The organism is Buchnera aphidicola (Symydobius americanus), from assembly GCF_964059135.1.
GTDB classification, from domain to species: Bacteria; Pseudomonadota; Gammaproteobacteria; order Enterobacterales; family Enterobacteriaceae; genus Buchnera_L; species Buchnera_L aphidicola_AJ.
The window spans coordinates 382,501-400,676 of sequence record NZ_OZ060393.1 but is presented as its reverse complement, the minus strand read 5'-3'; the positions used below and the strand labels follow the sequence as shown (position 1 = coordinate 400,676).

The window sequence follows — 18,176 nt, the reverse complement described above, 5'->3', positions numbered from 1 at the left end:
TATCTGATTATATATATTATACATTATTTCAAGGAAAGAGAATAATTGTATACTCTTTTCTTGATTTTTTAGATTACAGTTATTAAATTTATATTATTTAATGTTATGATATCATTTTATAATAAATATTTTTATTTTTTCAGATGTTGTATCATAATTCTATTATATAATATATTTATAGTTTTATCTTTTTTAATAGATGTTGTATTATAAAAATATAATAGTTTATTATTTTTAATTAAACTATTTTTTAATTTTCTTTTTAAATAATTGGAGTTCTGAGATTATGCAGAACCAGAAAATTCGAATTAGATTAAAAGCATTTGATCATCGATTGATTGATCAATCTACTTTTGAAATTGTTGCGACAGCTAAACGAACTGGGGCTCAAGTATGTGGTCCAGTTCCTTTACCGACTAAAAAAGAACGATTTACAGTGTTAGTTTCTCCCCATGTTAATAAAGATGCTCGAGATCAGTATGAAATCCGTACTCATAAAAGATTAATTGATATTATAGAACCAACCGAAAAAACTATTGATGCTTTAATGAGAATGGATTTATCCGCTGGAGTAGATGTTCAAATTAGTGTGAGTTAAATTATTATAATAAATTATTATCTTAATAATTATATCGTTATAATTGGTGATAGCATATGCTTGGATTAGTTGGTACAAAAATTGGAATGACGAGAATATTTACTCAAGATGGTAATGCTATTCCTGTTACTGTAATAGAAATAACAGAAAATAGAATTACTCAAATTAAGACATTACAATTTGATCATTATCATGCTATTCAGTTAACTACAGGATTAAAAAAAAAAAATAAATTAAATAAACCAGAGATGGGTCATTTTAAAAAATCTGGTGTAATTCCTGGTCGTGGTTTGTGGGAATTTAAAATAACAGCAGATCATAAATTCAAAATAGGTCAGATCATTAATTTAAGTTTATTTAATTCTATAAAAAAAGTTGATGTTACTGGATTATCTAAAGGGAAAGGATTTTCTGGTACTATAAAGCGATGGAATTTCAGTATGCAAGATGCTACTCATGGAAATTCATTATCTCATAGAGCACCTGGTTCTATTGGTCAAAATCAAACTCCAGGTAAGGTGTTTAAAGGAAAAAAGATGGCTGGTCATTTAGGGAATTGTCGTGTTACAGTTCAAAGTTTGAAAATTATTCAAATTGATATTCAAAAGAATTTTTTATTTGTAAAGGGTTCTGTTCCTGGATCGGTTGGTGGAAATGTAATTGTTAAGCCAGCTGTTAAAGGAGGATAATATGCAATTGGTACTTCGAGATACACAATCTGTTATTTCAGTTTCAGATTTGGTATTTAAAATTGATTTTAATCAGTCTTTAATTCACCAGATAGTTACATCATATTCTAATCGTGCTCGTCAAGGAAGTCGTGCTCAAAAAAATAGATCTGAAGTATCTGGTTCTGGAAAAAAACCATGGAGACAAAAAGGTACTGGGCGTGCCCGAGTTGGTTCAATTAGAAGTCCTATTTGGCGATCTGGGGGGGTAACTTTTGCTGCTAAGCCCAAGGTTTATTATCATAAAGTAAATCGAAAAATGTATCGCGGTGCATTAAGGAGCATTTTTTCACAATTGATACGTCAAAATAGATTAATTGTATTTAAAGATTTTTCTATATCAAGTTTTAAAACTAAGTTATTGATTCAAAAGTTGCAATCTCTTAAATTAAAAGAAGTATTAATTATTACAGAAATAATAAATAAAAATTTGTTATTTGCTTCTCGTAATTTATATAAAGTATGTGTAAGGGATGTTTGGTCAGTTGATCCTATTAGTTTAGTTAATTTTAAAAATACAATTATGACTTTTGATGCAATAAAAAAAGTTGAGGAAATTTTAATATGATTTCGAAAGATCGTTTATTTGATATATTGTATTCTCCTCATATATCTGAAAAATCTTCTATTCTATCTGAAAAAAATAACAAGATTACATTTAAGGTTTCTTTTCGATCTAATAAGCATATTATTAAACTAGCTGTTGAAAAATTATTTTCAGTTGATGTTCAAAAAGTAAATATAATTTGTATGAAAGGAAAAAAAAAAAATAAAGGAAAAAAAATTATTGTACGAAATAATTGGAAAAAAGCTTATGTTACTTTAAAAAAAGGTCAAAAATTGGATTTTATGAATAATTTTTAGTATTAGATAATCGGAGAAATTCAATATGGTCGTTATAAAATGTAAACCAACCTCTCCTGGTCGTCGACATAAAATTAAGGTAGTAACTCCTAATTTATATAAAGGAAGACCATATTCATCGTTATTAACTACTAACCATAAGACTGGAGGTAGAAATAACAATGGTCGTATTACTACTCGTCATATTGGGGGGAGACATAAAAGAATATACCGTATAGTTGATTTTAAACGCTCAAAAGATAATATTCCTGCAAGAATTGAGAGATTTGAATATGATCCCAACAGATCTTCTAATATTGCTTTAGTATTATATCAAGATGGAGTTAGGAGATATATTTTAGCACCAAAAAATCTTGCTATTGGAGATAAAGTGATTTCTGGGGATAAAGTATCGATTAGGATTGGTAATAGTTTGCCTATGAAAAATATTCCTACTGGAACTTTAATACATAATATTGAAATGAGATTAGGGAAAGGTGGTCAAATTTCTAGAACTGCTGGAAGTTATGCTCAAATTATTTCTAAGGATGATTTTTATGTTACTTTAAGATTAAAATCTGGAGAAATAAGAAAAGTTTTATCTCATTGTAGAGCTACGATTGGGGAAGTTGGTAATTCTGAACATATGTTGCAAGTATTAGGTAAAGCGGGCGCATCACGATGGAAAGGAATTCGACCTACAGTACGAGGAACTGCAATGAATCCAGTAGATCATCCGCATGGTGGTGGGGAAGGGAAAAATTTTGGTAAACATCCTGTTACTCCATGGGGAAAGCAAACTAAAGGAAAAAAGACTAGAAATAATAAGAGAACTAATAAATTTATATTACGTTCTCGTCATCATAATAAATAATAATTAGGATAATTAATATATATGCCTCGTTCTTTAAAAAAAGGTCCGTTTATTGATGTTAGTTTATTTTCTAAAGTAAAAAAAAATATTCAAATGAACAATAAAAAACCAATTAAAACATGGTCTAGACGTTCTACAATATTTCCAAATATGGTTGGATTAACTATTTCTGTTCATAATGGTCGTCAACATATACCAATTTTTATTACAGAAGAAATGGTTGGACATAAATTAGGTGAGTTCTCTTTAACTCGCACTTATCGAGGACATACAGCAGATAAAAAAATTAAAAAACGTTAGGTATTGAAATCGATGGAAATTTTAGCAAAATATCGTCAAGCAAAGTCATCAGCTCAAAAAGTAAGATTAATAGCTAATTTAATTCGAGGAAAAAAGATTTTTGATGTAATAAATATATTAAATTATAATAAAAAAAAGGCGGCTTTTTTAGTAAAAAAGGTTCTTTTTTCTGCTATTGCAAATGCTGAGCATAATCTTGGAATAGATTCTAAAAATCTTTTTATAAAAAATATTTTTGTTGATGAAGGACCTACTATGAAAAGAATGCTCCCTCGGGCAAAAGGAAGATCTGATAGAATTTTGAAACGAACCAGTCATATTACTGTAATTGTCGCCAGTAAATAATTTTTTTTTGGAGAATAGTAATAATGGGTCAGAAAGTACATCCACATGGCATGCGACTTGGTATTATCAAATCTTGGAATTCCACTTGGTTTGCAAATAGTAAGGTTTTTTCAAAATATTTAATTGGAGATTTTAAGATTAGGAAGTTTTTACAAACAAAATTAAAAAAAGCTTCTATTTCTAGAATTGTAATTGAGCGATTATCTAAAAATATTAAAGTAACTATTCATACAGCTCGTCCCGGAATTGTAATTGGTAAAAAAGGAGAAGATGTTGAAAAATTACGTGATAAAATTTCATTCATGTCTGGTTTTCCTGTTCAAATTAATATTTCAGAAGTTAAAAAACCAGAATTAGATTCGAAATTAATTGCTGATAGCATTAGTTCTCAATTAGAAAGACGTATTATGTTTCGTAGGGCTATGAAGAGATCTGTTCAGAATGCTATGAGACAGGGAGCACAAGGCATTAAGGTTGAAGTAAGCGGTCGTTTGGGTGGAACTGAAATTGCAAGACGAGAATGGTATAGAGAAGGTAGAGTACCTTTACATACTTTACGAGCTAATATTGAATATAGTTTATCTGAAGCTCGTACTACTTATGGGATTATTGGAGTTAAGGTTTGGGTATTTAAAGGAGAAATATTAGATGGTATGAAAAATCTTGATTCTATTCAGAAAGGTACTAAGACAGAAAAGAAAACAAATTATTCCCTTGTGAATATTTTAAATAATAGGAGATAATTTTATTCATGTTACAACCTAAGCGTACTAAATTTCGAAAAATGCATAAAGGTAAAAATCGCGGTTTAGTTTTAAATTCTAATCTTGTTTTTGGAACATTTGGATTAAAAGCAATTACAAGAGGTCGATTAACTTCAAGACAAATCGAATCGGCAAGAAGAGCGATTACGAAGTCTATGAAACGACAAGGTAAAATTTGGATACGTGTATTTCCAGATAAACCTATTACTCAAAAACCATTAGAAGTTAGAATGGGCAAAGGAAAAGGCAATGTTGAATATTGGGTTGCTTTAATACAGCCTGGTAGAATATTATATGAAATAGATGGTATTTCTGAAAATGAATCTAGAGAAGCTTTTAGATTAGCAGCATCTAAATTACCCATGAAAACTATTTTTATAAATAATATGGTAAATCAATGAAAATTTGTGATCTCCGTAATAAATCAATAGATGATCTTAATCATGAATTAGAAAATTTATTAAAAGAGAAATTTAATCTGAGAATGCAAGTATCTTCTGAAAAATCTCCCAACTCACATTTATTTAGAAATGTCCGAAAAAATATTGTTTTGATAAAGACTGTGATCACTGAAAAAAAAGAGGGTGTTTTATGATACATAAATTACGTACTGTTCAGGGTACAGTTATTAGTAATAAAATGCAAAAGTCGGTTGTAATATCTATCGATAGGTTTGTCAAACATTCCATTTATAAAAAATTCATTAAAAAAAATACTAAATTGCATGTTCATGATGAGCATAATGAATGTCAAGATGGTGATATTATAGAGGTATCTGAATGCCGTCCAATTTCTAAAACAAAGTCATGGAAGCTAGTTAAAATTATAAAAAAAAACATTTAATATTAAAAAAAAAATTTTAAATAATATATTATTTAAACTTATTTTTATAATTATCATGTTATTTATTTTTGAGGTATGAGATGATATGATTCAAGAACAAACATTATTACATGTTGCTGATAATTCTGGTGCGCGTGTCGCAATGTGTATTAAAGTTTTAGGGGGTTCTGGTAAGCGATATGCTAAAATTGGTGATATTATTAAAGTTGCCATTAAAGAGGCAGTTCCTAGAGGAAAAGTTAAAACAGGAGAGGTTTTGAAAGCAGTGGTTGTTCGTACTAAGAAGGGAGTTCGTCGTTCAGATGGTTCTTTAATTCGGTTTGATACTAATTCTTGTGTGATTTTAAATAATTCTGAACAACCTATTGGTACTCGTGTTTTTGGTCCAGTAACTCGCGAGTTAAGAATAGAAAAATTTATGAAAATTATTTCTTTAGCTCCAGAAGTTCTTTAATTTGTTTAGGAAAATTATTATGGCGGCAAAAATTCGTTCTAATGATCGTGTAATTATTTTATCAGGAAAAGAAAAAGGAAAGGTTGGTAAAGTTAGATCGGTCATTTATAAAAAAAATAGATTGATTATAGAGGGTATAAATCTTGTTACTAAACATCAAAAAGCTATTCCTGCTAGAAATCAAACTTCTCAAATTTTAAAAAAAGAAGCGTCTATTCATATTTCTAATGTAGCTTTTTTAAATCCATTGACTAATAAAGCTGATCGTGTTGGATTTAGATTTGAGAAAGGTAAAAAGGTGAGATTTTTAAAATCTAATAATAAAAATATTAAGTAAATAGGAGTATTTGGATGTCTGAATTATATAGTTATTATAAGTCTCACGTAGTAAAAAAAATGATGTTAGATTTTAAGTATACTTCAATTATGCAAGTTCCAAGGATAAATAAAATTACATTGAATATGGGTCTTGGAAAATCAACGCACGATAAAAAAGTTTTAGATTTTGCAATTTCGGATTTATCATTAATTTCTGGTCAAAAACCTTATATTACAAAGGCAAGAAAATCTATTTCTGGTTTTAAGATTCGAGAAGGTTATCCTATTGGTTGTAAAGTTACTTTGAGGGGTTTGCGTAAGTGGGATTTTTTGAAGCGTTTAATTTCTATTGTTATTCCTAGAATTCGTGATTTTCGAGGGTTTTCTAAAAAATCTTTTGATGGGAGAGGAAATTACAGTATGGGTATAAAGGAGCAAATTATTTTTCCTGAAATTAATTATGATATAATTGATAAAATTCGTGGTTTAGATATTACTATTACTACTTCTTCTTGTTCTAATAAAGAAGGAATTGCATTATTGTCAGCTTTTAATTTTCCATTTCGTTCATAAATGTTTTTTAATAAGGATACTTTATGGCCAAAGAATCAATGAAAGCTCGTGAATTAAAAAGAATAAAATTAGGTAAAAAATTTTTTGAAAAACGAAAAGCATTAAAGAAACTTATTTCTGATTTGTCAGTAAATCAAGAAGAACGATGGAAAGCGGTTTTAAAATTACAAACTCTTCCCAGGGATTCTAGTTTATCAAGACAGAGAAATCGTTGCCTTCAGACAGGCAGACCTCATGGATTTATTAGAAAGTTTGGATTAAGTAGAATGAAATTAAGAGAATCTGCCATGCGGGGTGAAGTTCCTGGTTTAAGAAAGGCTAGTTGGTAAAAAGAAATATTATATTAGTTTAATTTTTATTATAAGAGAATAAATCTAATGAGTATGCAAGATCCTATATCTGATATGCTAACAATTATTCGAAATGGTCAATTAGCTAATAAAATTTCAGTAGTTGTTCCTTCTTCTAATTTAAAAGTTTCTATTAGCGGTGTTTTAAAAAATGAAGGATATATTAAGAATTATGTTGTAAACCAAAAGGTTAATAAATTTTTTTTAACTATTGTATTGAAATATTTTCGAGGAAAATCTGTGATTGAAAATATTACAAGAATTAGTAAACCAAGCTTACGTATTTATAAAGATAAAAATAATTTACCAATTGTTATGGATGGTTTAGGAATAGCGATTATGTCTACTTCGCATGGTGTAATAAGTAATAAAACCGCTAAAAAGCTTGGTATTGGTGGTGAAGTAATTTGTTTTGTGTTTTAATTTTGGAGGGATATATGTCTCGTATTGCTAAAAAACCTATTTTGGTTCCATCTAATGTGCATATTACATTATCTGATAACTTTATTTTAGTAAAGAGTAATAATAAATTTCTTAAGAGGTATTTTAGTTCTTCTGTAATTATAGAATATAAAAATGATAATTTATTTTTTAAATCAAATGTAAATCAATATGATGGTTGGATACAAGCTGGTACTACTAGGTCGTTAGTGAATTCTATGATTATTGGTGTTACTGTAGGTTTTTCAAAAAAGTTACAATTGGTTGGTGTGGGCTATCGAATTAATATAGAAGAAAATAATAAAATTAATATGTTTTTAGGCTATTCTCATACAATTAGTTATATTCTTCCGAAAGGAATAACTGCAAAAAACATTTCATCAACTGAAATTATATTATATGGTATTGATAAGCAATTGGTTGGTCAAGTAGCTTCTAATATTAGGAATAAGCGTAAGCCTGAATCATATAAAGGAAAAGGAATTCGTTATTCTAATGAATTTATACGAATTAAAGAGGCGAAGAAAAAATAATATGACTAATTTAAAGAATAAGAAAAATATTCGCATTCGTAGAGCTATGAAGTATCGATTACAATTTAAAAAGTTGTATATTACTCGTTTAGTGGTACATCGTACTTCTCGTCATATTTATGCACAAATTATTTCTCATGATAATCGTATTTTGACTGTTGCTTCTACCTTAGAGAATAAAATTCAAAAAAAGGTTATTTACACTGGTAATAAAAAAGCTGCAAGTATTATTGGGTCAATTATTGCAAGTCGAGCAATTCAAAAGGGTATAAATAGGGTTTCTTTTGATCGTTCCGGTTTTAAATATCATGGTCGTATCAAAGCTGTTGCTGATTCTGCGCGTCATGCGGGACTACACTTTTAATGTGGGATAATAGTATGGTGAATAGAGATAAACAAGTTCATAGTGATTTTCAAGAAAAATTAATTTCAGTTAATCGAGTTTCAAAAACTGTCAAAGGTGGTAGAATTTTTTCTTTTACTGCATTAACGGTTGTTGGAGATAAATCTGGTAAAGTAGGTTTTGGATATGGTAAGGCTAAAGAAGTTCCAGCAGCGATTCAAAAATCTATGGAAAAAGCACGTCGTAATATGATATTTATTGAAATTAAAAATGGTACTTTACAACATGCTGTCAAAGGTTTTCATACAGGATCAAGTATTTTTATGAAACCAGCCTCTCGAGGAACTGGTATTATTGCGGGTGGTGCAATGCGTGCTGTTTTAGAAGTTGTGGGTATTAAAAATGTTTTAGCTAAAACTTATGGTTCTACTAATCCTATTAATGTTGTACGAGCAACTATGAATGGTTTAAAGAATATGAAATCTCCCAAAATGATTGCAGATAAAAGAAATAAATCTGTTTTTCAAATTATAGGATAAGTATTATATATGAAAAAAAAACTATATATTACTCAAACAAAAAGCATCATTGGTCGTTTACCAAAACATAAATCTACTATGTTAGGATTGGGTTTGCGAAGAATTCGACATACAGTGATTAGAGAAGATACTCCATCTATTCGAGGGATGATTAATCAAGTATATTATATGGTTAAAATAAGAGAGGAATAAAAATTGTATTTAAATACACTTTCTCCTAAGACAGGATCAAAAAAAACACCTAAAAGAGTTGGACGTGGCATGGGATCAGGTTTTGGAAAAACAGCTGGTCGTGGTCATAAAGGACAGACTTCTAGAAAAGGTTCTAGTATTAGAAGAGGTTTTGAAGGTGGTCAAACACCATTGTATCGTCGTATTCCAAAATTTGGATTTTGTTCTCGTAAACAAATTTTTACTTCAGAAGTTCGTTTGTCAGATATAAACAAAATTAATGTAAATGTTATTGATTTAAATGTTTTAAAGAAATTTAATATTATTAAAAAAAGTATTAAATATGTTAAAATTATTAAATCGGGATTGATTAATAAATCTATTGTAATTAGGGGTTTAAGAGTGACTAAAAATGTTGCTTCTATCATTCAAAGTTTAGGTGGAAAAATTGAATAATTATTAGAGTATATATTGGATGGATAAAAAAATAAAATCAAAATTTTTTAATATTAATAAAAGTTTACTTGAATTAAAAAATAGAATTTTTTTTTTATGTTTTATGATTTTTATATTTAGAGTTGGCTCATTTATTCCAGTTCCTGGTATTAATATTACTATTTTAACTGATTTTTTACAATATCAAAACAGTACTATTATTGATATGATTAATGTTTTTTCTGGGGGATCTTTAGGTCGAGCATCTATTTTTTCTTTAGGTATTATGCCTTACATTTCGTCTTCTATTATTATTCAATTATTGACTTTATTTAGTTCTCGTTTATCATCGATACAAAAAGAAGGTGATTTTGGAAAAAAAATAATTGATAAGTATACTAGATACTTGACTTTGTTTATATCAGTATTACAAGCTATTGGGATTTCAACTACTTTACCAAATATTCCTCTAATACCAGATTTAGTTCCCCATCCAGGTTTTAGTTTTTATGTTATCTCTGTTATAAGTTTATGCACAGGTACTGTTTTTTTAATGTGGTTAGCTGAATTAATTACTGATTATGGGATTGGTAATGGAATTTCAATTATTATTTTTATAGGTATTATTTCAAGCTTGCCTTCTTCTATTATTCAAATTATCAAACAAGTTAGTGAATCAAATTTAAGTTTTTTTATGTTATTTTGTATTTTTGTTTTTATTATATCTGTGATATTTTTAGTGGTGTTTGTAGAAAGAAGTTATAGAAAAATTACATTAAATTATCCTAAACAAAATAGAAATTACAATACATATGTTTCTCAGAGTACACATTTACCTTTAAAAATAAATATCTCCGGGGTAATGCCTGCTATTTTTTCTTCGAGTATTATTATTTTTCCGGTAACTTTATTATCTTGGTTTGGTATTTTAAATAAATATGATTGGTTATTTAAATTTTCGATTTATTTGCAACCTGGCCATCTCTTGTATATAATTATTTATTCAGTTTTAATAGTTTTTTTCTGTTTTTTTTATTCTAATTTAACCTTTAATCCTCGAGAAACCGCAGAAAATTTAAAAAGATCTGGAGCTTTTATACCTGGAATTAGACCTGGAGAACAAACATCTAAATACATTAGTAAGATTATGTATAAAATTACTTTTATTGGTTCTTTGTACATGATGTTTATTTGTCTTGTTCCAGATTTTATGAGAGTTTTTATGAAAGTACCTTTTCATTTTGGAGGAACATCGTTATTAATTGTAGTAGTTGTAATTATTGATGTTGTAGCACAAGTTCAAACGTTATTCATATCTAGCCAATATAGTTCAATTTTAAAAAAATCTAATTTTAATTTTTAAATTATGTATACAGTTTGGATATTTTAAAATTCAAAATTATATTTATCATAAAAATTTTAAAATGGTAAATTTATTATGAAAGTACGCACTTCAATCAAAAAATTATGTCGTGATTGTAAAATTGTAAAGCGTAATAATGTTGTGCGCGTTATTTGCAGCAATTATCCCAAACATAAACAACGTCAAGGATAAGTTTGATTTGTTAAGTACCATAAATTATAAGGAGTGTATTGATGGCTCGTATCGCAGGGATAAATATTCCTGATTATAAACATATTGTTATTGCACTACAGTTAATATATGGAATTGGAACATCGCGTGCTAGAAATATTTGTATAACATGTGGTATTGCAGAAACAGCTAAAGTGGGTGAATTACATGAAAGTAAATTAGATTCTTTAAGAGAGGCTATTTCTAATTTAATTTTAGAAGGAGATTTAAGGCGTGAGAAAAATTTAAATATTAAAAGATTAATGGATTTAGGGTGTTATCGCGGTTTAAGACATCGTCGGGGTTTACCTGTTCGTGGACAAAGGACTAAAACTAATGCTCGTACTCGAAAAGGCCCTCGTAAACCAATAAAAAAATAATAGTTAGAGACTTTTAAATGATGGTAAAATTTTCAAAACGTACAAAAAAACGTATAAAAAAACAAATTTTAGATGGTATTGCTTATATTCACGCATCTTTTAATAATACTATAGTTACGATTACTGATCGTCAGGGAAATGCATTAGGTTGGGCAACTTCGGGAGGCTCTGGTTTTCGGGGTTCGAGAAAATCTACTCCTTTTGCTGCTCAAGTAGCTGTAGAACGATGTATTGAATCTATTAAAGATTATGGCCTGAAAAATTTAGAAGTTATGGTTAAAGGACCTGGACCGGGTAGAGAATCTACTATTCGGGCTTTAAATACTGCAGGATTTAAAATTACTAATATTACTGATATTACTCCTATTCCCCATAATGGTTGTCGCCCACCTAAAAAACGTCGTGTATAATTTTTTTAGGGAATGTATGAGAAAAATAAAATGGCAAAATATTTAGGACCTAAATTAAAACTTAGTCGTCGTGAGGGTACTGATTTATTCTTAAAATCAGGATATCGTTCTATTGATTCTAAGTGTAAACTTAATCAACTCCCCGGTCAACATGGTGCTCGCAAGACAAGATTATCTGAATATGGCATTCAGTTACGAGAAAAACAGAAGGTTCGTCGTCTTTATGGTATTTTAGAGCGTCAATTTCGAAATTATTATAAATTATCTGTAAAACTGAAAGGTGATACTGGTGAAAATTTACTAAGATTATTAGAGAGCAGATTAGATAATATAATTTATCGTTTAGGTTTTTCGGTAACTAGATTTGAAGCTCGACAACTCATTAGTCATAAATCAATCATGGTAAATACTAAAGTTGTTAATATTCCTTCATATAAAGTTCGTCCTCATGATGTTATTAAAATTAGAGATAATTTTAAAAATCAATCTAGGATTAAGGCTGCTATAGAATTATCTGAACAACGAGAAAAACCAACTTGGTTAGAAGTAAATTCGAATAAATTAGAAGGAATATTTCTTCGCATTCCAGATCGTTCAGATTTATCAGCAGATATTAATGAACATTTAATTATTGAGTTATATTCTAAATAATTTTAAATATATAATCAGGAGTAATTTTTTTTATGCATGGTTCTATTAAGGATTTTGTTAAATCACATATTTCAGATGTTGAACTGATTAGTCCAACCCATATTAAAGTTGTTCTAGAACCCCTAGAGCGTGGTTTTGGTCATACCTTGGGTAGTGCTTTACGTAGAATTTTACTTTCTTCTATGCCTGGATATGCTGTTACTGAAGTACAAATTGAAGGGGTTTTACATGAATATATCTCTAAAACTGGAGTGAAAGAGGATATTTTAGAAATTTTATTAAATATTAAGGGTTTAGCGATTAAAGTAGATAAAAAGGAATACGTGATATTAACTTTACAAAAATCTGGAATTGGACCTGTATTAGCATCTGATATTACTTGTGAGAGTAGTGTAGAAATAATTAATTTAAATCATATTATTTGTCATTTAACTACTCAATCATCTTCTATTAATATTTCTATGAAAGTAGAATTAGGATACGGTTATGTTCCGGCATCTGCGCGTTTACAATCGCATTCTGAATCTATCAATATTGGATCTATATCTTTAGATGCTTCTTATAGTCCAATAGAACGTGTTGCTTATCGTGTAGGATCTGCTCGTGTTGCCCAGAGAACTGATCTTGATCGATTAATTATCGAAATGGAAACTAATGGAACTATTAATCCAGAAGAGGCAATTCGTATGGGTTCAACAATACTTTCTGAACAGTTAGAAGCATTTGTTGATTTTCGTAATATTCGTCAGCCCAAGAAGGAAGTAAAGAAACCGAAATTTGAACCAATTTTATTACGTCCTGTAGATGATTTAGAGTTAACGGTTCGATCTGCTAATTGTTTAAAAACAGAAGCGATACATTATATTGGAGATTTAGTTCAACGTACTGAAATAGAATTATTAAAAACTCCAAACCTTGGAAAAAAATCTTTAACTGAAATCAAGGATATATTAGCCGCTCGAGGGTTATCTCTGGGTATGCATTTAGAAAATTGGCCTCCTGAAAATGTTTCTGGTGAATAATTTTTATGTGAATTAAGTAGTTTATTTTAAAGGAATAATTAATGAGACATAGGCACAGCGGTCGTTATTTAAATCGTAATTCAAGTCATTTAAAAGCTATGTTTAATAACATGATTTGCGCATTATTGAAATATGAAATGATAAAAACTACATTACCTAAAGCAAAAGAATTGCGTACTATAGTTGAACCATTAATTACTATTTCGAAAGTAGATAGTATTTCTAATAGAAGATTAATTTTTTCTCGTATCAGAAATAATTTCATAGTGTATAAATTATTTAGTGATATTGGTCCATATTTTTTGAATCGTCCTGGTGGATATACTAAAATTTTAAAATGTGGATTTCGTCCTGGAGATAAAGCGCCCATTGCATATGTTCAGTTAACTGGACGAAGTATTTTTCAAAAAGAAAAAAAATAAATTTATTATTTTTTAATTCATATAACGGCATCTTATTGCCGTTTTAAAAATATTTTATATTATATCTCCCTTGATAAATATTTTTTGTGTAGAATTAATAAATTCTGAAGTTGTAACAATTTTTTTTCCAGATATTTGTATTTTTTTAAGATTTAATATATTTTTTTTTGTTTGTATCTGTATTCCATATTTATCAATATTAATAATTTCTCCAATATTGTGCATTGAAATACTTTCAAGAACATCTACTTCCCAAATTTTTATTATTTTATTTTTAATTATTAAATATGTTCCAGGCCATGGGTTAAATGCTCTAACCATTTTTTCTATTTTTTTTGCATGTATATAAAAATTTATTTTGCCCATGTATTTTTGGATTTTGATACAATTTTTAGACTTTTTATGATTTTGTGGTTTTGGAGTAATTTGTTTATTTTGAATTTTTTGTAATGTTTTTATAAGGATTTTTTGTCCAAGGTGAGATAATTTTTTAGTTAAATTTATTGTATTATCTTTTTTTTGAATATTACATGTAATTTGAGATAATATTTTTCCTTCGTCGATATTATGATTCATTTGAATAATTGTTATTCCAGTTTGATGATCTCCGTTTAGAATTGCAGATTGTATTGGGGATGCTCCTCTCCATCTTGGTAATAATGAAGCGTGTACATTAATACAACCCAGCCGGTATTTTGTTAATAAAAAATTAGGTATTTTAAATCCATATGCAACGACGATCATAATATCTGCTTCGATTTTTAAAAAATCGAGTAGATTATTTTTTTGGTTAATTTGTTTGGGTTGAAAAATTGGAATTTGATAATTTTCTGATAAAATTTTTATTGGTGATTTAATAATTTTTTTTCCTCTTCCTGATCGCATGTCTGGTTTTGTTAATACTGCTATAATGTTATATTTTGATAATATTAATTTAGATAGGTGATCTGCAGAAAACTGTGATGTTCCAGCAAAAATAATTTTCAGTTTTGATTCATTCATAATATTATTTTTTTTATTTAGAAGGTTTAAGTAAATTTTGAATTAATAATCAATAATTAACTTTCCAACGAGATGATCCATTTCATGTTGTATACAGATTGATAATAGTTCTTTTGCTTCAATAATAATTTTTTTTCCATAATAATTTAATGTTTGAATTTGAATTTTGTTTGCTCTTGTAATTTTTTTTAAGGTATTTGGAATTGATAGACATCCTTCTTCAATGCTGATTTTTTCGGAACAATAAATTTTTTTAGGATTAATAAGTATTATTGGATCTGTTTGTTTTTCGCTAATATCAATTACTATAATTTGTAAATTAATACCTACTTGGGTAGCAGCTAAACCTATTCCTTGTTTTTCATACATTGTGTAATACATATCTTGTATAATTTGATGTATTTTTTTATTAATTATTTTGACTGGTTGAGCTATGTTACGTAATCTATTATCTGGGTATTTTATTATTTTTAATAAAGACATGGGAATTATTTTTAAAATTTTTAATATAATTTTATATTATAAATTATTTCATATAAATTAATTAAATAATTTATTCTATTTTTAATATTTATTTTTAAATATTTAGAATATTATTAGAGAGAAAATAAATGTTGATTAATAATAAAAAATATTACGTGTTATTTGGAAATCCTGTCCAGCATTCTAAATCACCTACTATTCATGATTTATTTGCGGAACAAACAAATTGTTTAATGCGATATAATACTCAATATGTAGAAAAAGATAAATTTTTTACTGCTTTTTTGTATTTTTTAAAATCACATTATTCCGGGGCAAATATTACCGTTCCGTTTAAACACGATGCTTATTTATTATCTCATGTTTTAACCAAGAGAGCTTTAATTTCCGGCTCTGTAAATACTATAAAAAAAATTTCATCAGGGAAAATTTTAGGGGATAATACTGATGGTATAGGTCTTTTGTATGATCTAAAGAGGTTAAATGCTATTAATTATAGCGATCGCGTTTTATTAATTGGATCTGGAGGAGCTGCTAGAGGAATTATACCAAATTTATTATCATTAAATTGTTCTATAGATGTTGTTAATAGAACATTTTGTAATGCAAAAAAGATTGTTTATTTTTTTAAAAATCTAGGTTCAATTCGCGCAATTAATGTCAGTCTATTAAAGGAATTAAATTATGATTTAGTAATTAATGCTACTTCGGTAGGAATTAAAAATAATTCCAATTTTTTTATTTCTAATTTAGTATTTTATCCGAAAAATACTTTTTTTTATGATTTATATTATAGTAATGAATTAACTCCATTTTTACGTTGGTGTAAAATAAATAAAGCAATTTATTTTTCTGATGGAATTGGGATGCTTGTAAGTCAGGCGGCATATTCTTTTTATTTATGGAATGGTATTTTTCCGAATGTAAAAAATGTTATTTCTTTTTTAAATCATCAAAAAAAATATGTTTATTTATAATTAGTATGCAAGATAATTAAAACTTTAAAAAAAATACAAAAAAGATCTTGACTCTTTTATTACATTCTGTAAAAATTATATATTAAATTAATTAATATTAAAATTTTTTATTTTTCTAAATTTTATTTTATTTAATTTTAACATTTTGTCCCCTTCGTCTAGAGGTCTAGGACACCGCCCTTTCACGGCGGCAACAGGGGTTCAAATCTCCTAGGGGACGAAAAATAAAATATTTTAAATAATTCATTGCTTTAACATAATAATATGTTATTATATTAAAGTAATCAAAAATATGTTTTATAATTTTAGATTTTAATACATTTTTTTAATTTTTTAAAATTCTAGAGTTATTGATAAACAAACATTTTTAGACGCTCTTTTACAATACGAAATTAATAAGAGACACCTGTGGGTTGTAAGGTTAAGTGATTAAGCGTATATGGTGGATGCCTTGGCAATCAGAGGCGATGAAGGACGTGCTAATCTGCGAAAATTATCGGTGAGTTGATAAGAAACGTTATATCCGATGGTATCCGAATGGGGAAACCCGACACAACTTTAAATTGTGTCATTGCTAATTGAATCTATAGGTTAGCAAAGCAAACCAAGAGAATTGAAACATCTAAGTATCTTGAGGAAAAGAAATCAATTGAGATTCCCTAAGTAGTGGCGAGCGAAAAGGGATCAGCCCAGAATCATAATCTTTATAATTTTTAGTAGAATATTTTGGAAAGAATAGCGAAACATGGTGATAGCCCAGTATACGAAAAAAATTATATAAGTGGATTCAAAAAGTAGAGCGGGACACGAGAAATCTTGCTTGAATATGGGGGGACCATCCTCCAAGGCTAAATACTCCTGATTGACCGATAGTGAACTAGTACCGTAAGGGAAAGGCGAAAAGAACCCCGGTTAGGGGAGTGAAATAGAACCTGAAACCGTATACGTACAAGCAGTAGAAGCCTATTTTTTACTAGGTAACTGCGTACCTTTTGTATAATGGGTCAGCGACTTGTATTCTGTAGCAAGGTTAACCAAATAGGGGAGCCGAAGGGAAACCGAGTCTTAAATGGGCGTTAAGTTTCAGGATACAGACCCGAAACCCGGTGATCTAGCCATGAGCAGGTTGAAGGTTGGGTAAAACCAACTGGAGGACCGAACCGACTGATGTTGAAAAATCAGCGGATGACTTGTGGTTAGGGGTGAAAGGCCAATCAAACCGGGAGATAGCTGGTTCTCCCCGAAAGCTATTTAGGTAGCGCCTCGTGAATTCATCTTCGGGGGTAGAGCACTGTTTCGGTTAGGGGGCCATCCCGGCTTACCAATCCGATGCAAACTCCGAATACCGTAGAATGTTATCACGGGAGACACACAGCGGGTGCTAACGTTCGTTGTGGAAAGGGAAACAACCCAGATCACCAGCTAAGGTCCCAAAATCATAATTAAGTGGGAAACGATGTGGGAAGTCATAAACAACCAGGATGTTGGCTTAGAAGCAGCCATCATTTAAAGAAAGCGTAATAGCTCACTGGTCGAGTCGGCCTGCGCGGAAGATGTAACGGGGCTCAAATTATGTACCGAAGCTGTGGCAATAAATTTTTTTTATTGGGTAGGGGAGCGTTCTGTAAGCCTGCGAAGAAGTGTTGTAAATCACTTTGGAGGTATCAGAAGTGCGAATGCTGACATGAGTAACGATAAAGCAGGTGAAAAACCTGCTCGCCGAAAAACCAAGGTTTCCTGTCCAACGATAATCGAGGCAGGGTAAGTCGACCCCTAAGGTGAGGCCGAAAGGCGTAGTCGATGG

General features: G+C 29.1%; 31 protein-coding genes, 1 tRNA gene and 1 rRNA gene (1 of these 33 running past the window's edge). 31 read left to right on the top strand and 2 right to left on the bottom strand.

Going from position 1 to position 18,176, the window contains the following annotated elements:
* Positions 1 to 286 precede the first annotated feature (286 nt).
* From rpsJ to rplQ, 28 genes are all read left to right on the top strand, one after another.
* Positions 287 to 598, top strand: a complete 312-nt coding sequence (gene rpsJ / locus AB4W55_RS01935) for a 30S ribosomal protein S10 (RefSeq protein ID WP_367672401.1) — start codon at positions 287 to 289, stop codon at positions 596 to 598.
* 56 nt (positions 599 to 654) lie between these two features.
* Positions 655 to 1,287 carry a 50S ribosomal protein L3 gene (gene rplC / locus AB4W55_RS01930; RefSeq protein WP_367672400.1) on the top strand — a complete coding sequence of 211 codons (633 nt, stop codon included), beginning with the start codon at positions 655 to 657 and terminating at the stop codon, positions 1,285 to 1,287.
* A 1-nt stretch (position 1,288) separates the two neighbouring features.
* On the top strand, positions 1,289 to 1,894 hold the full coding sequence (gene rplD / locus AB4W55_RS01925) for a 50S ribosomal protein L4 (protein ID WP_367672398.1): 606 nt from the start codon (positions 1,289 to 1,291) through the stop codon (positions 1,892 to 1,894).
* On the top strand, positions 1,891 to 2,190 hold the full coding sequence (gene rplW, locus AB4W55_RS01920; protein WP_367672396.1) for a 50S ribosomal protein L23: 300 nt from the start codon (positions 1,891 to 1,893) through the stop codon (positions 2,188 to 2,190). Before rplD ends, rplW begins: the two co-directional genes overlap by 4 nt.
* 25 nt (positions 2,191 to 2,215) lie before the next feature.
* Positions 2,216 to 3,043: a 50S ribosomal protein L2 gene (gene rplB, locus AB4W55_RS01915; RefSeq protein ID WP_367672395.1), complete on the top strand. Its 828-nt coding sequence runs from the start codon at positions 2,216 to 2,218 to the stop codon at positions 3,041 to 3,043.
* A 21-nt stretch (positions 3,044 to 3,064) separates the two neighbouring features.
* Positions 3,065 to 3,343 carry a 30S ribosomal protein S19 gene (gene rpsS / locus AB4W55_RS01910; RefSeq protein ID WP_367672393.1) on the top strand — a complete coding sequence of 93 codons (279 nt, stop codon included), beginning with the start codon at positions 3,065 to 3,067 and terminating at the stop codon, positions 3,341 to 3,343.
* Positions 3,344 to 3,355: 12 nt separating this feature from the next.
* On the top strand, positions 3,356 to 3,688 hold the full coding sequence (gene rplV / locus AB4W55_RS01905; protein WP_367672392.1) for a 50S ribosomal protein L22: 333 nt from the start codon (positions 3,356 to 3,358) through the stop codon (positions 3,686 to 3,688).
* A 23-nt stretch (positions 3,689 to 3,711) separates the two neighbouring features.
* On the top strand, positions 3,712 to 4,431 hold the full coding sequence (gene rpsC / locus AB4W55_RS01900; protein ID WP_367672391.1) for a 30S ribosomal protein S3: 720 nt from the start codon (positions 3,712 to 3,714) through the stop codon (positions 4,429 to 4,431).
* 8 nt (positions 4,432 to 4,439) lie between these two features.
* Complete coding sequence (rplP, locus tag AB4W55_RS01895) at positions 4,440 to 4,853, top strand: 50S ribosomal protein L16 (protein ID WP_367672390.1); 414 nt, start codon at positions 4,440 to 4,442, stop codon at positions 4,851 to 4,853.
* A complete protein-coding gene (rpmC, locus tag AB4W55_RS01890) occupies positions 4,850 to 5,047 on the top strand; it encodes a 50S ribosomal protein L29 (RefSeq protein WP_367672389.1) in 198 nt (65 codons plus the stop codon). Before rplP ends, rpmC begins: the two co-directional genes overlap by 4 nt.
* Entirely contained in the window at positions 5,044 to 5,295 is a 252-nt protein-coding gene (rpsQ, locus tag AB4W55_RS01885) for a 30S ribosomal protein S17 (protein ID WP_367672388.1), read from the top strand. The genes rpmC and rpsQ overlap by 4 nt, the downstream gene beginning before the upstream one ends.
* 85 nt (positions 5,296 to 5,380) lie before the next feature.
* On the top strand, positions 5,381 to 5,749 hold the full coding sequence (gene rplN, locus AB4W55_RS01880) for a 50S ribosomal protein L14 (protein ID WP_367672387.1): 369 nt from the start codon (positions 5,381 to 5,383) through the stop codon (positions 5,747 to 5,749).
* 19 nt (positions 5,750 to 5,768) lie between these two features.
* Positions 5,769 to 6,086 carry a 50S ribosomal protein L24 gene (gene rplX / locus AB4W55_RS01875; RefSeq protein WP_367672386.1) on the top strand — a complete coding sequence of 106 codons (318 nt, stop codon included), beginning with the start codon at positions 5,769 to 5,771 and terminating at the stop codon, positions 6,084 to 6,086.
* Positions 6,087 to 6,100: 14 nt separating this feature from the next.
* The gene (gene rplE / locus AB4W55_RS01870) at positions 6,101 to 6,640 is read left to right on the top strand and encodes a 50S ribosomal protein L5 (protein WP_367672385.1); all 540 of its coding nucleotides are present in this window, start codon (positions 6,101 to 6,103) and stop codon (positions 6,638 to 6,640) included.
* Between the two features lie 23 nt (positions 6,641 to 6,663).
* Positions 6,664 to 6,969 (top strand): 30S ribosomal protein S14, encoded by a 306-nt coding sequence (rpsN, locus tag AB4W55_RS01865; protein WP_367672384.1) that lies wholly within the window; start codon positions 6,664 to 6,666, stop codon positions 6,967 to 6,969.
* Positions 6,970 to 7,017: 48 nt separating this feature from the next.
* Positions 7,018 to 7,413 (top strand): 30S ribosomal protein S8, encoded by a 396-nt coding sequence (gene rpsH / locus AB4W55_RS01860; RefSeq protein ID WP_367672383.1) that lies wholly within the window; start codon positions 7,018 to 7,020, stop codon positions 7,411 to 7,413.
* Between the two features lie 14 nt (positions 7,414 to 7,427).
* Positions 7,428 to 7,964 (top strand): 50S ribosomal protein L6, encoded by a 537-nt coding sequence (gene rplF, locus AB4W55_RS01855; protein WP_367672382.1) that lies wholly within the window; start codon positions 7,428 to 7,430, stop codon positions 7,962 to 7,964.
* 1 nt (position 7,965) lies between these two features.
* Complete coding sequence (gene rplR, locus AB4W55_RS01850) at positions 7,966 to 8,328, top strand: 50S ribosomal protein L18 (protein WP_367672381.1); 363 nt, start codon at positions 7,966 to 7,968, stop codon at positions 8,326 to 8,328.
* Positions 8,329 to 8,342: 14 nt separating this feature from the next.
* Positions 8,343 to 8,846: a 30S ribosomal protein S5 gene (rpsE, locus tag AB4W55_RS01845; protein ID WP_367672380.1), complete on the top strand. Its 504-nt coding sequence runs from the start codon at positions 8,343 to 8,345 to the stop codon at positions 8,844 to 8,846.
* Between the two features lie 9 nt (positions 8,847 to 8,855).
* Positions 8,856 to 9,038, top strand: coding sequence for a 50S ribosomal protein L30 (rpmD, locus tag AB4W55_RS01840; protein ID WP_367672378.1), 183 nt, complete (start codon positions 8,856 to 8,858; stop codon positions 9,036 to 9,038).
* A 3-nt stretch (positions 9,039 to 9,041) separates the two neighbouring features.
* Positions 9,042 to 9,473 carry a 50S ribosomal protein L15 gene (gene rplO / locus AB4W55_RS01835; protein ID WP_367672376.1) on the top strand — a complete coding sequence of 144 codons (432 nt, stop codon included), beginning with the start codon at positions 9,042 to 9,044 and terminating at the stop codon, positions 9,471 to 9,473.
* Between the two features lie 19 nt (positions 9,474 to 9,492).
* Positions 9,493 to 10,815, top strand: coding sequence for a preprotein translocase subunit SecY (gene secY / locus AB4W55_RS01830; RefSeq protein ID WP_367672375.1), 1,323 nt, complete (start codon positions 9,493 to 9,495; stop codon positions 10,813 to 10,815).
* A 75-nt stretch (positions 10,816 to 10,890) separates the two neighbouring features.
* Positions 10,891 to 11,007, top strand: a complete 117-nt coding sequence (gene rpmJ / locus AB4W55_RS01825) for a 50S ribosomal protein L36 (protein ID WP_367672374.1) — start codon at positions 10,891 to 10,893, stop codon at positions 11,005 to 11,007.
* Positions 11,008 to 11,048: 41 nt separating this feature from the next.
* Positions 11,049 to 11,405, top strand: a complete 357-nt coding sequence (gene rpsM, locus AB4W55_RS01820; RefSeq protein ID WP_367672372.1) for a 30S ribosomal protein S13 — start codon at positions 11,049 to 11,051, stop codon at positions 11,403 to 11,405.
* A gap of 20 nt (positions 11,406 to 11,425) precedes the next feature.
* Complete coding sequence (gene rpsK, locus AB4W55_RS01815; RefSeq protein WP_367672800.1) at positions 11,426 to 11,815, top strand: 30S ribosomal protein S11; 390 nt, start codon at positions 11,426 to 11,428, stop codon at positions 11,813 to 11,815.
* 30 nt (positions 11,816 to 11,845) lie between these two features.
* A complete protein-coding gene (gene rpsD, locus AB4W55_RS01810) occupies positions 11,846 to 12,466 on the top strand; it encodes a 30S ribosomal protein S4 (RefSeq protein ID WP_367672371.1) in 621 nt (206 codons plus the stop codon).
* A 32-nt stretch (positions 12,467 to 12,498) separates the two neighbouring features.
* Positions 12,499 to 13,488 (top strand): DNA-directed RNA polymerase subunit alpha, encoded by a 990-nt coding sequence (rpoA, locus tag AB4W55_RS01805; protein ID WP_367672370.1) that lies wholly within the window; start codon positions 12,499 to 12,501, stop codon positions 13,486 to 13,488.
* Positions 13,489 to 13,529: 41 nt separating this feature from the next.
* Positions 13,530 to 13,910 (top strand): 50S ribosomal protein L17, encoded by a 381-nt coding sequence (gene rplQ / locus AB4W55_RS01800; RefSeq protein WP_367672369.1) that lies wholly within the window; start codon positions 13,530 to 13,532, stop codon positions 13,908 to 13,910.
* Between the two features lie 54 nt (positions 13,911 to 13,964).
* On the opposite strand, the gene fmt is transcribed toward rplQ, so the two are convergent.
* On the bottom strand, positions 13,965 to 14,912 hold the full coding sequence (gene fmt, locus AB4W55_RS01795; protein ID WP_367672368.1) for a methionyl-tRNA formyltransferase: 948 nt from the start codon (positions 14,910 to 14,912) through the stop codon (positions 13,965 to 13,967).
* Between the two features lie 42 nt (positions 14,913 to 14,954).
* On the bottom strand, positions 14,955 to 15,395 hold the full coding sequence (def, locus tag AB4W55_RS01790; RefSeq protein WP_367672366.1) for a peptide deformylase: 441 nt from the start codon (positions 15,393 to 15,395) through the stop codon (positions 14,955 to 14,957).
* Positions 15,396 to 15,523: 128 nt separating this feature from the next.
* Between def and aroE the strand changes: the two genes are divergently transcribed.
* The 3 genes from aroE to AB4W55_RS01775 all read left to right on the top strand — a co-directional run.
* Entirely contained in the window at positions 15,524 to 16,372 is an 849-nt protein-coding gene (gene aroE, locus AB4W55_RS01785) for a shikimate dehydrogenase (RefSeq protein ID WP_367672364.1), read from the top strand.
* A gap of 147 nt (positions 16,373 to 16,519) precedes the next feature.
* Positions 16,520 to 16,592 (top strand) — tRNA-Glu (locus AB4W55_RS01780).
* A 199-nt stretch (positions 16,593 to 16,791) separates the two neighbouring features.
* Positions 16,792 to 18,176, top strand: a 23S ribosomal RNA gene (locus AB4W55_RS01775); it runs 1,522 nt beyond the window's last position.

Excerpts from the sequence above, each read along its gene's own strand:
- rplE (WP_367672385.1), top strand. The coding sequence starts at position 6,101 with ATGTCTGAATTATATAGTTATTATAAGTCTCACGTAGTAAAAAAAATG.
- rpsM (WP_367672372.1), top strand. The coding sequence starts at position 11,049 with ATGGCTCGTATCGCAGGGATAAATATTCCTGATTATAAACATATTGTT.
- secY (WP_367672375.1), top strand. The coding sequence starts at position 9,493 with ATGGATAAAAAAATAAAATCAAAATTTTTTAATATTAATAAAAGTTTA.
- aroE (WP_367672364.1), top strand. The coding sequence starts at position 15,524 with ATGTTGATTAATAATAAAAAATATTACGTGTTATTTGGAAATCCTGTC.
- rplP (WP_367672390.1), top strand. The coding sequence starts at position 4,440 with ATGTTACAACCTAAGCGTACTAAATTTCGAAAAATGCATAAAGGTAAA.
- def (WP_367672366.1), bottom strand. The coding sequence starts at position 15,395 with ATGTCTTTATTAAAAATAATAAAATACCCAGATAATAGATTACGTAAC.
- fmt (WP_367672368.1), bottom strand. The coding sequence starts at position 14,912 with ATGAATGAATCAAAACTGAAAATTATTTTTGCTGGAACATCACAGTTT.
- rpsD (WP_367672371.1), top strand. The coding sequence starts at position 11,846 with ATGGCAAAATATTTAGGACCTAAATTAAAACTTAGTCGTCGTGAGGGT.
- rpmD (WP_367672378.1), top strand. The coding sequence starts at position 8,856 with ATGAAAAAAAAACTATATATTACTCAAACAAAAAGCATCATTGGTCGT.
- rpoA (WP_367672370.1), top strand. The coding sequence starts at position 12,499 with ATGCATGGTTCTATTAAGGATTTTGTTAAATCACATATTTCAGATGTT.
- rpsN (WP_367672384.1), top strand. The coding sequence starts at position 6,664 with ATGGCCAAAGAATCAATGAAAGCTCGTGAATTAAAAAGAATAAAATTA.
- rplN (WP_367672387.1), top strand. The coding sequence starts at position 5,381 with ATGATTCAAGAACAAACATTATTACATGTTGCTGATAATTCTGGTGCG.
- rplB (WP_367672395.1), top strand. The coding sequence starts at position 2,216 with ATGGTCGTTATAAAATGTAAACCAACCTCTCCTGGTCGTCGACATAAA.
- rpsH (WP_367672383.1), top strand. The coding sequence starts at position 7,018 with ATGAGTATGCAAGATCCTATATCTGATATGCTAACAATTATTCGAAAT.
- rplW (WP_367672396.1), top strand. The coding sequence starts at position 1,891 with ATGATTTCGAAAGATCGTTTATTTGATATATTGTATTCTCCTCATATA.
- rpsS (WP_367672393.1), top strand. The coding sequence starts at position 3,065 with ATGCCTCGTTCTTTAAAAAAAGGTCCGTTTATTGATGTTAGTTTATTT.
- rplV (WP_367672392.1), top strand. The coding sequence starts at position 3,356 with ATGGAAATTTTAGCAAAATATCGTCAAGCAAAGTCATCAGCTCAAAAA.
- rplD (WP_367672398.1), top strand. The coding sequence starts at position 1,289 with ATGCAATTGGTACTTCGAGATACACAATCTGTTATTTCAGTTTCAGAT.
- rplF (WP_367672382.1), top strand. The coding sequence starts at position 7,428 with ATGTCTCGTATTGCTAAAAAACCTATTTTGGTTCCATCTAATGTGCAT.
- rplR (WP_367672381.1), top strand. The coding sequence starts at position 7,966 with ATGACTAATTTAAAGAATAAGAAAAATATTCGCATTCGTAGAGCTATG.
- rpsE (WP_367672380.1), top strand. The coding sequence starts at position 8,343 with ATGGTGAATAGAGATAAACAAGTTCATAGTGATTTTCAAGAAAAATTA.
- rpsC (WP_367672391.1), top strand. The coding sequence starts at position 3,712 with ATGGGTCAGAAAGTACATCCACATGGCATGCGACTTGGTATTATCAAA.
- rplQ (WP_367672369.1), top strand. The coding sequence starts at position 13,530 with ATGAGACATAGGCACAGCGGTCGTTATTTAAATCGTAATTCAAGTCAT.
- rpmJ (WP_367672374.1), top strand. The coding sequence starts at position 10,891 with ATGAAAGTACGCACTTCAATCAAAAAATTATGTCGTGATTGTAAAATT.
- rplX (WP_367672386.1), top strand. The coding sequence starts at position 5,769 with ATGGCGGCAAAAATTCGTTCTAATGATCGTGTAATTATTTTATCAGGA.
- rpsK (WP_367672800.1), top strand. The coding sequence starts at position 11,426 with ATGGTAAAATTTTCAAAACGTACAAAAAAACGTATAAAAAAACAAATT.
- rplC (WP_367672400.1), top strand. The coding sequence starts at position 655 with ATGCTTGGATTAGTTGGTACAAAAATTGGAATGACGAGAATATTTACT.
- rpsJ (WP_367672401.1), top strand. The coding sequence starts at position 287 with ATGCAGAACCAGAAAATTCGAATTAGATTAAAAGCATTTGATCATCGA.
- rpsQ (WP_367672388.1), top strand. The coding sequence starts at position 5,044 with ATGATACATAAATTACGTACTGTTCAGGGTACAGTTATTAGTAATAAA.
- rpmC (WP_367672389.1), top strand. The coding sequence starts at position 4,850 with ATGAAAATTTGTGATCTCCGTAATAAATCAATAGATGATCTTAATCAT.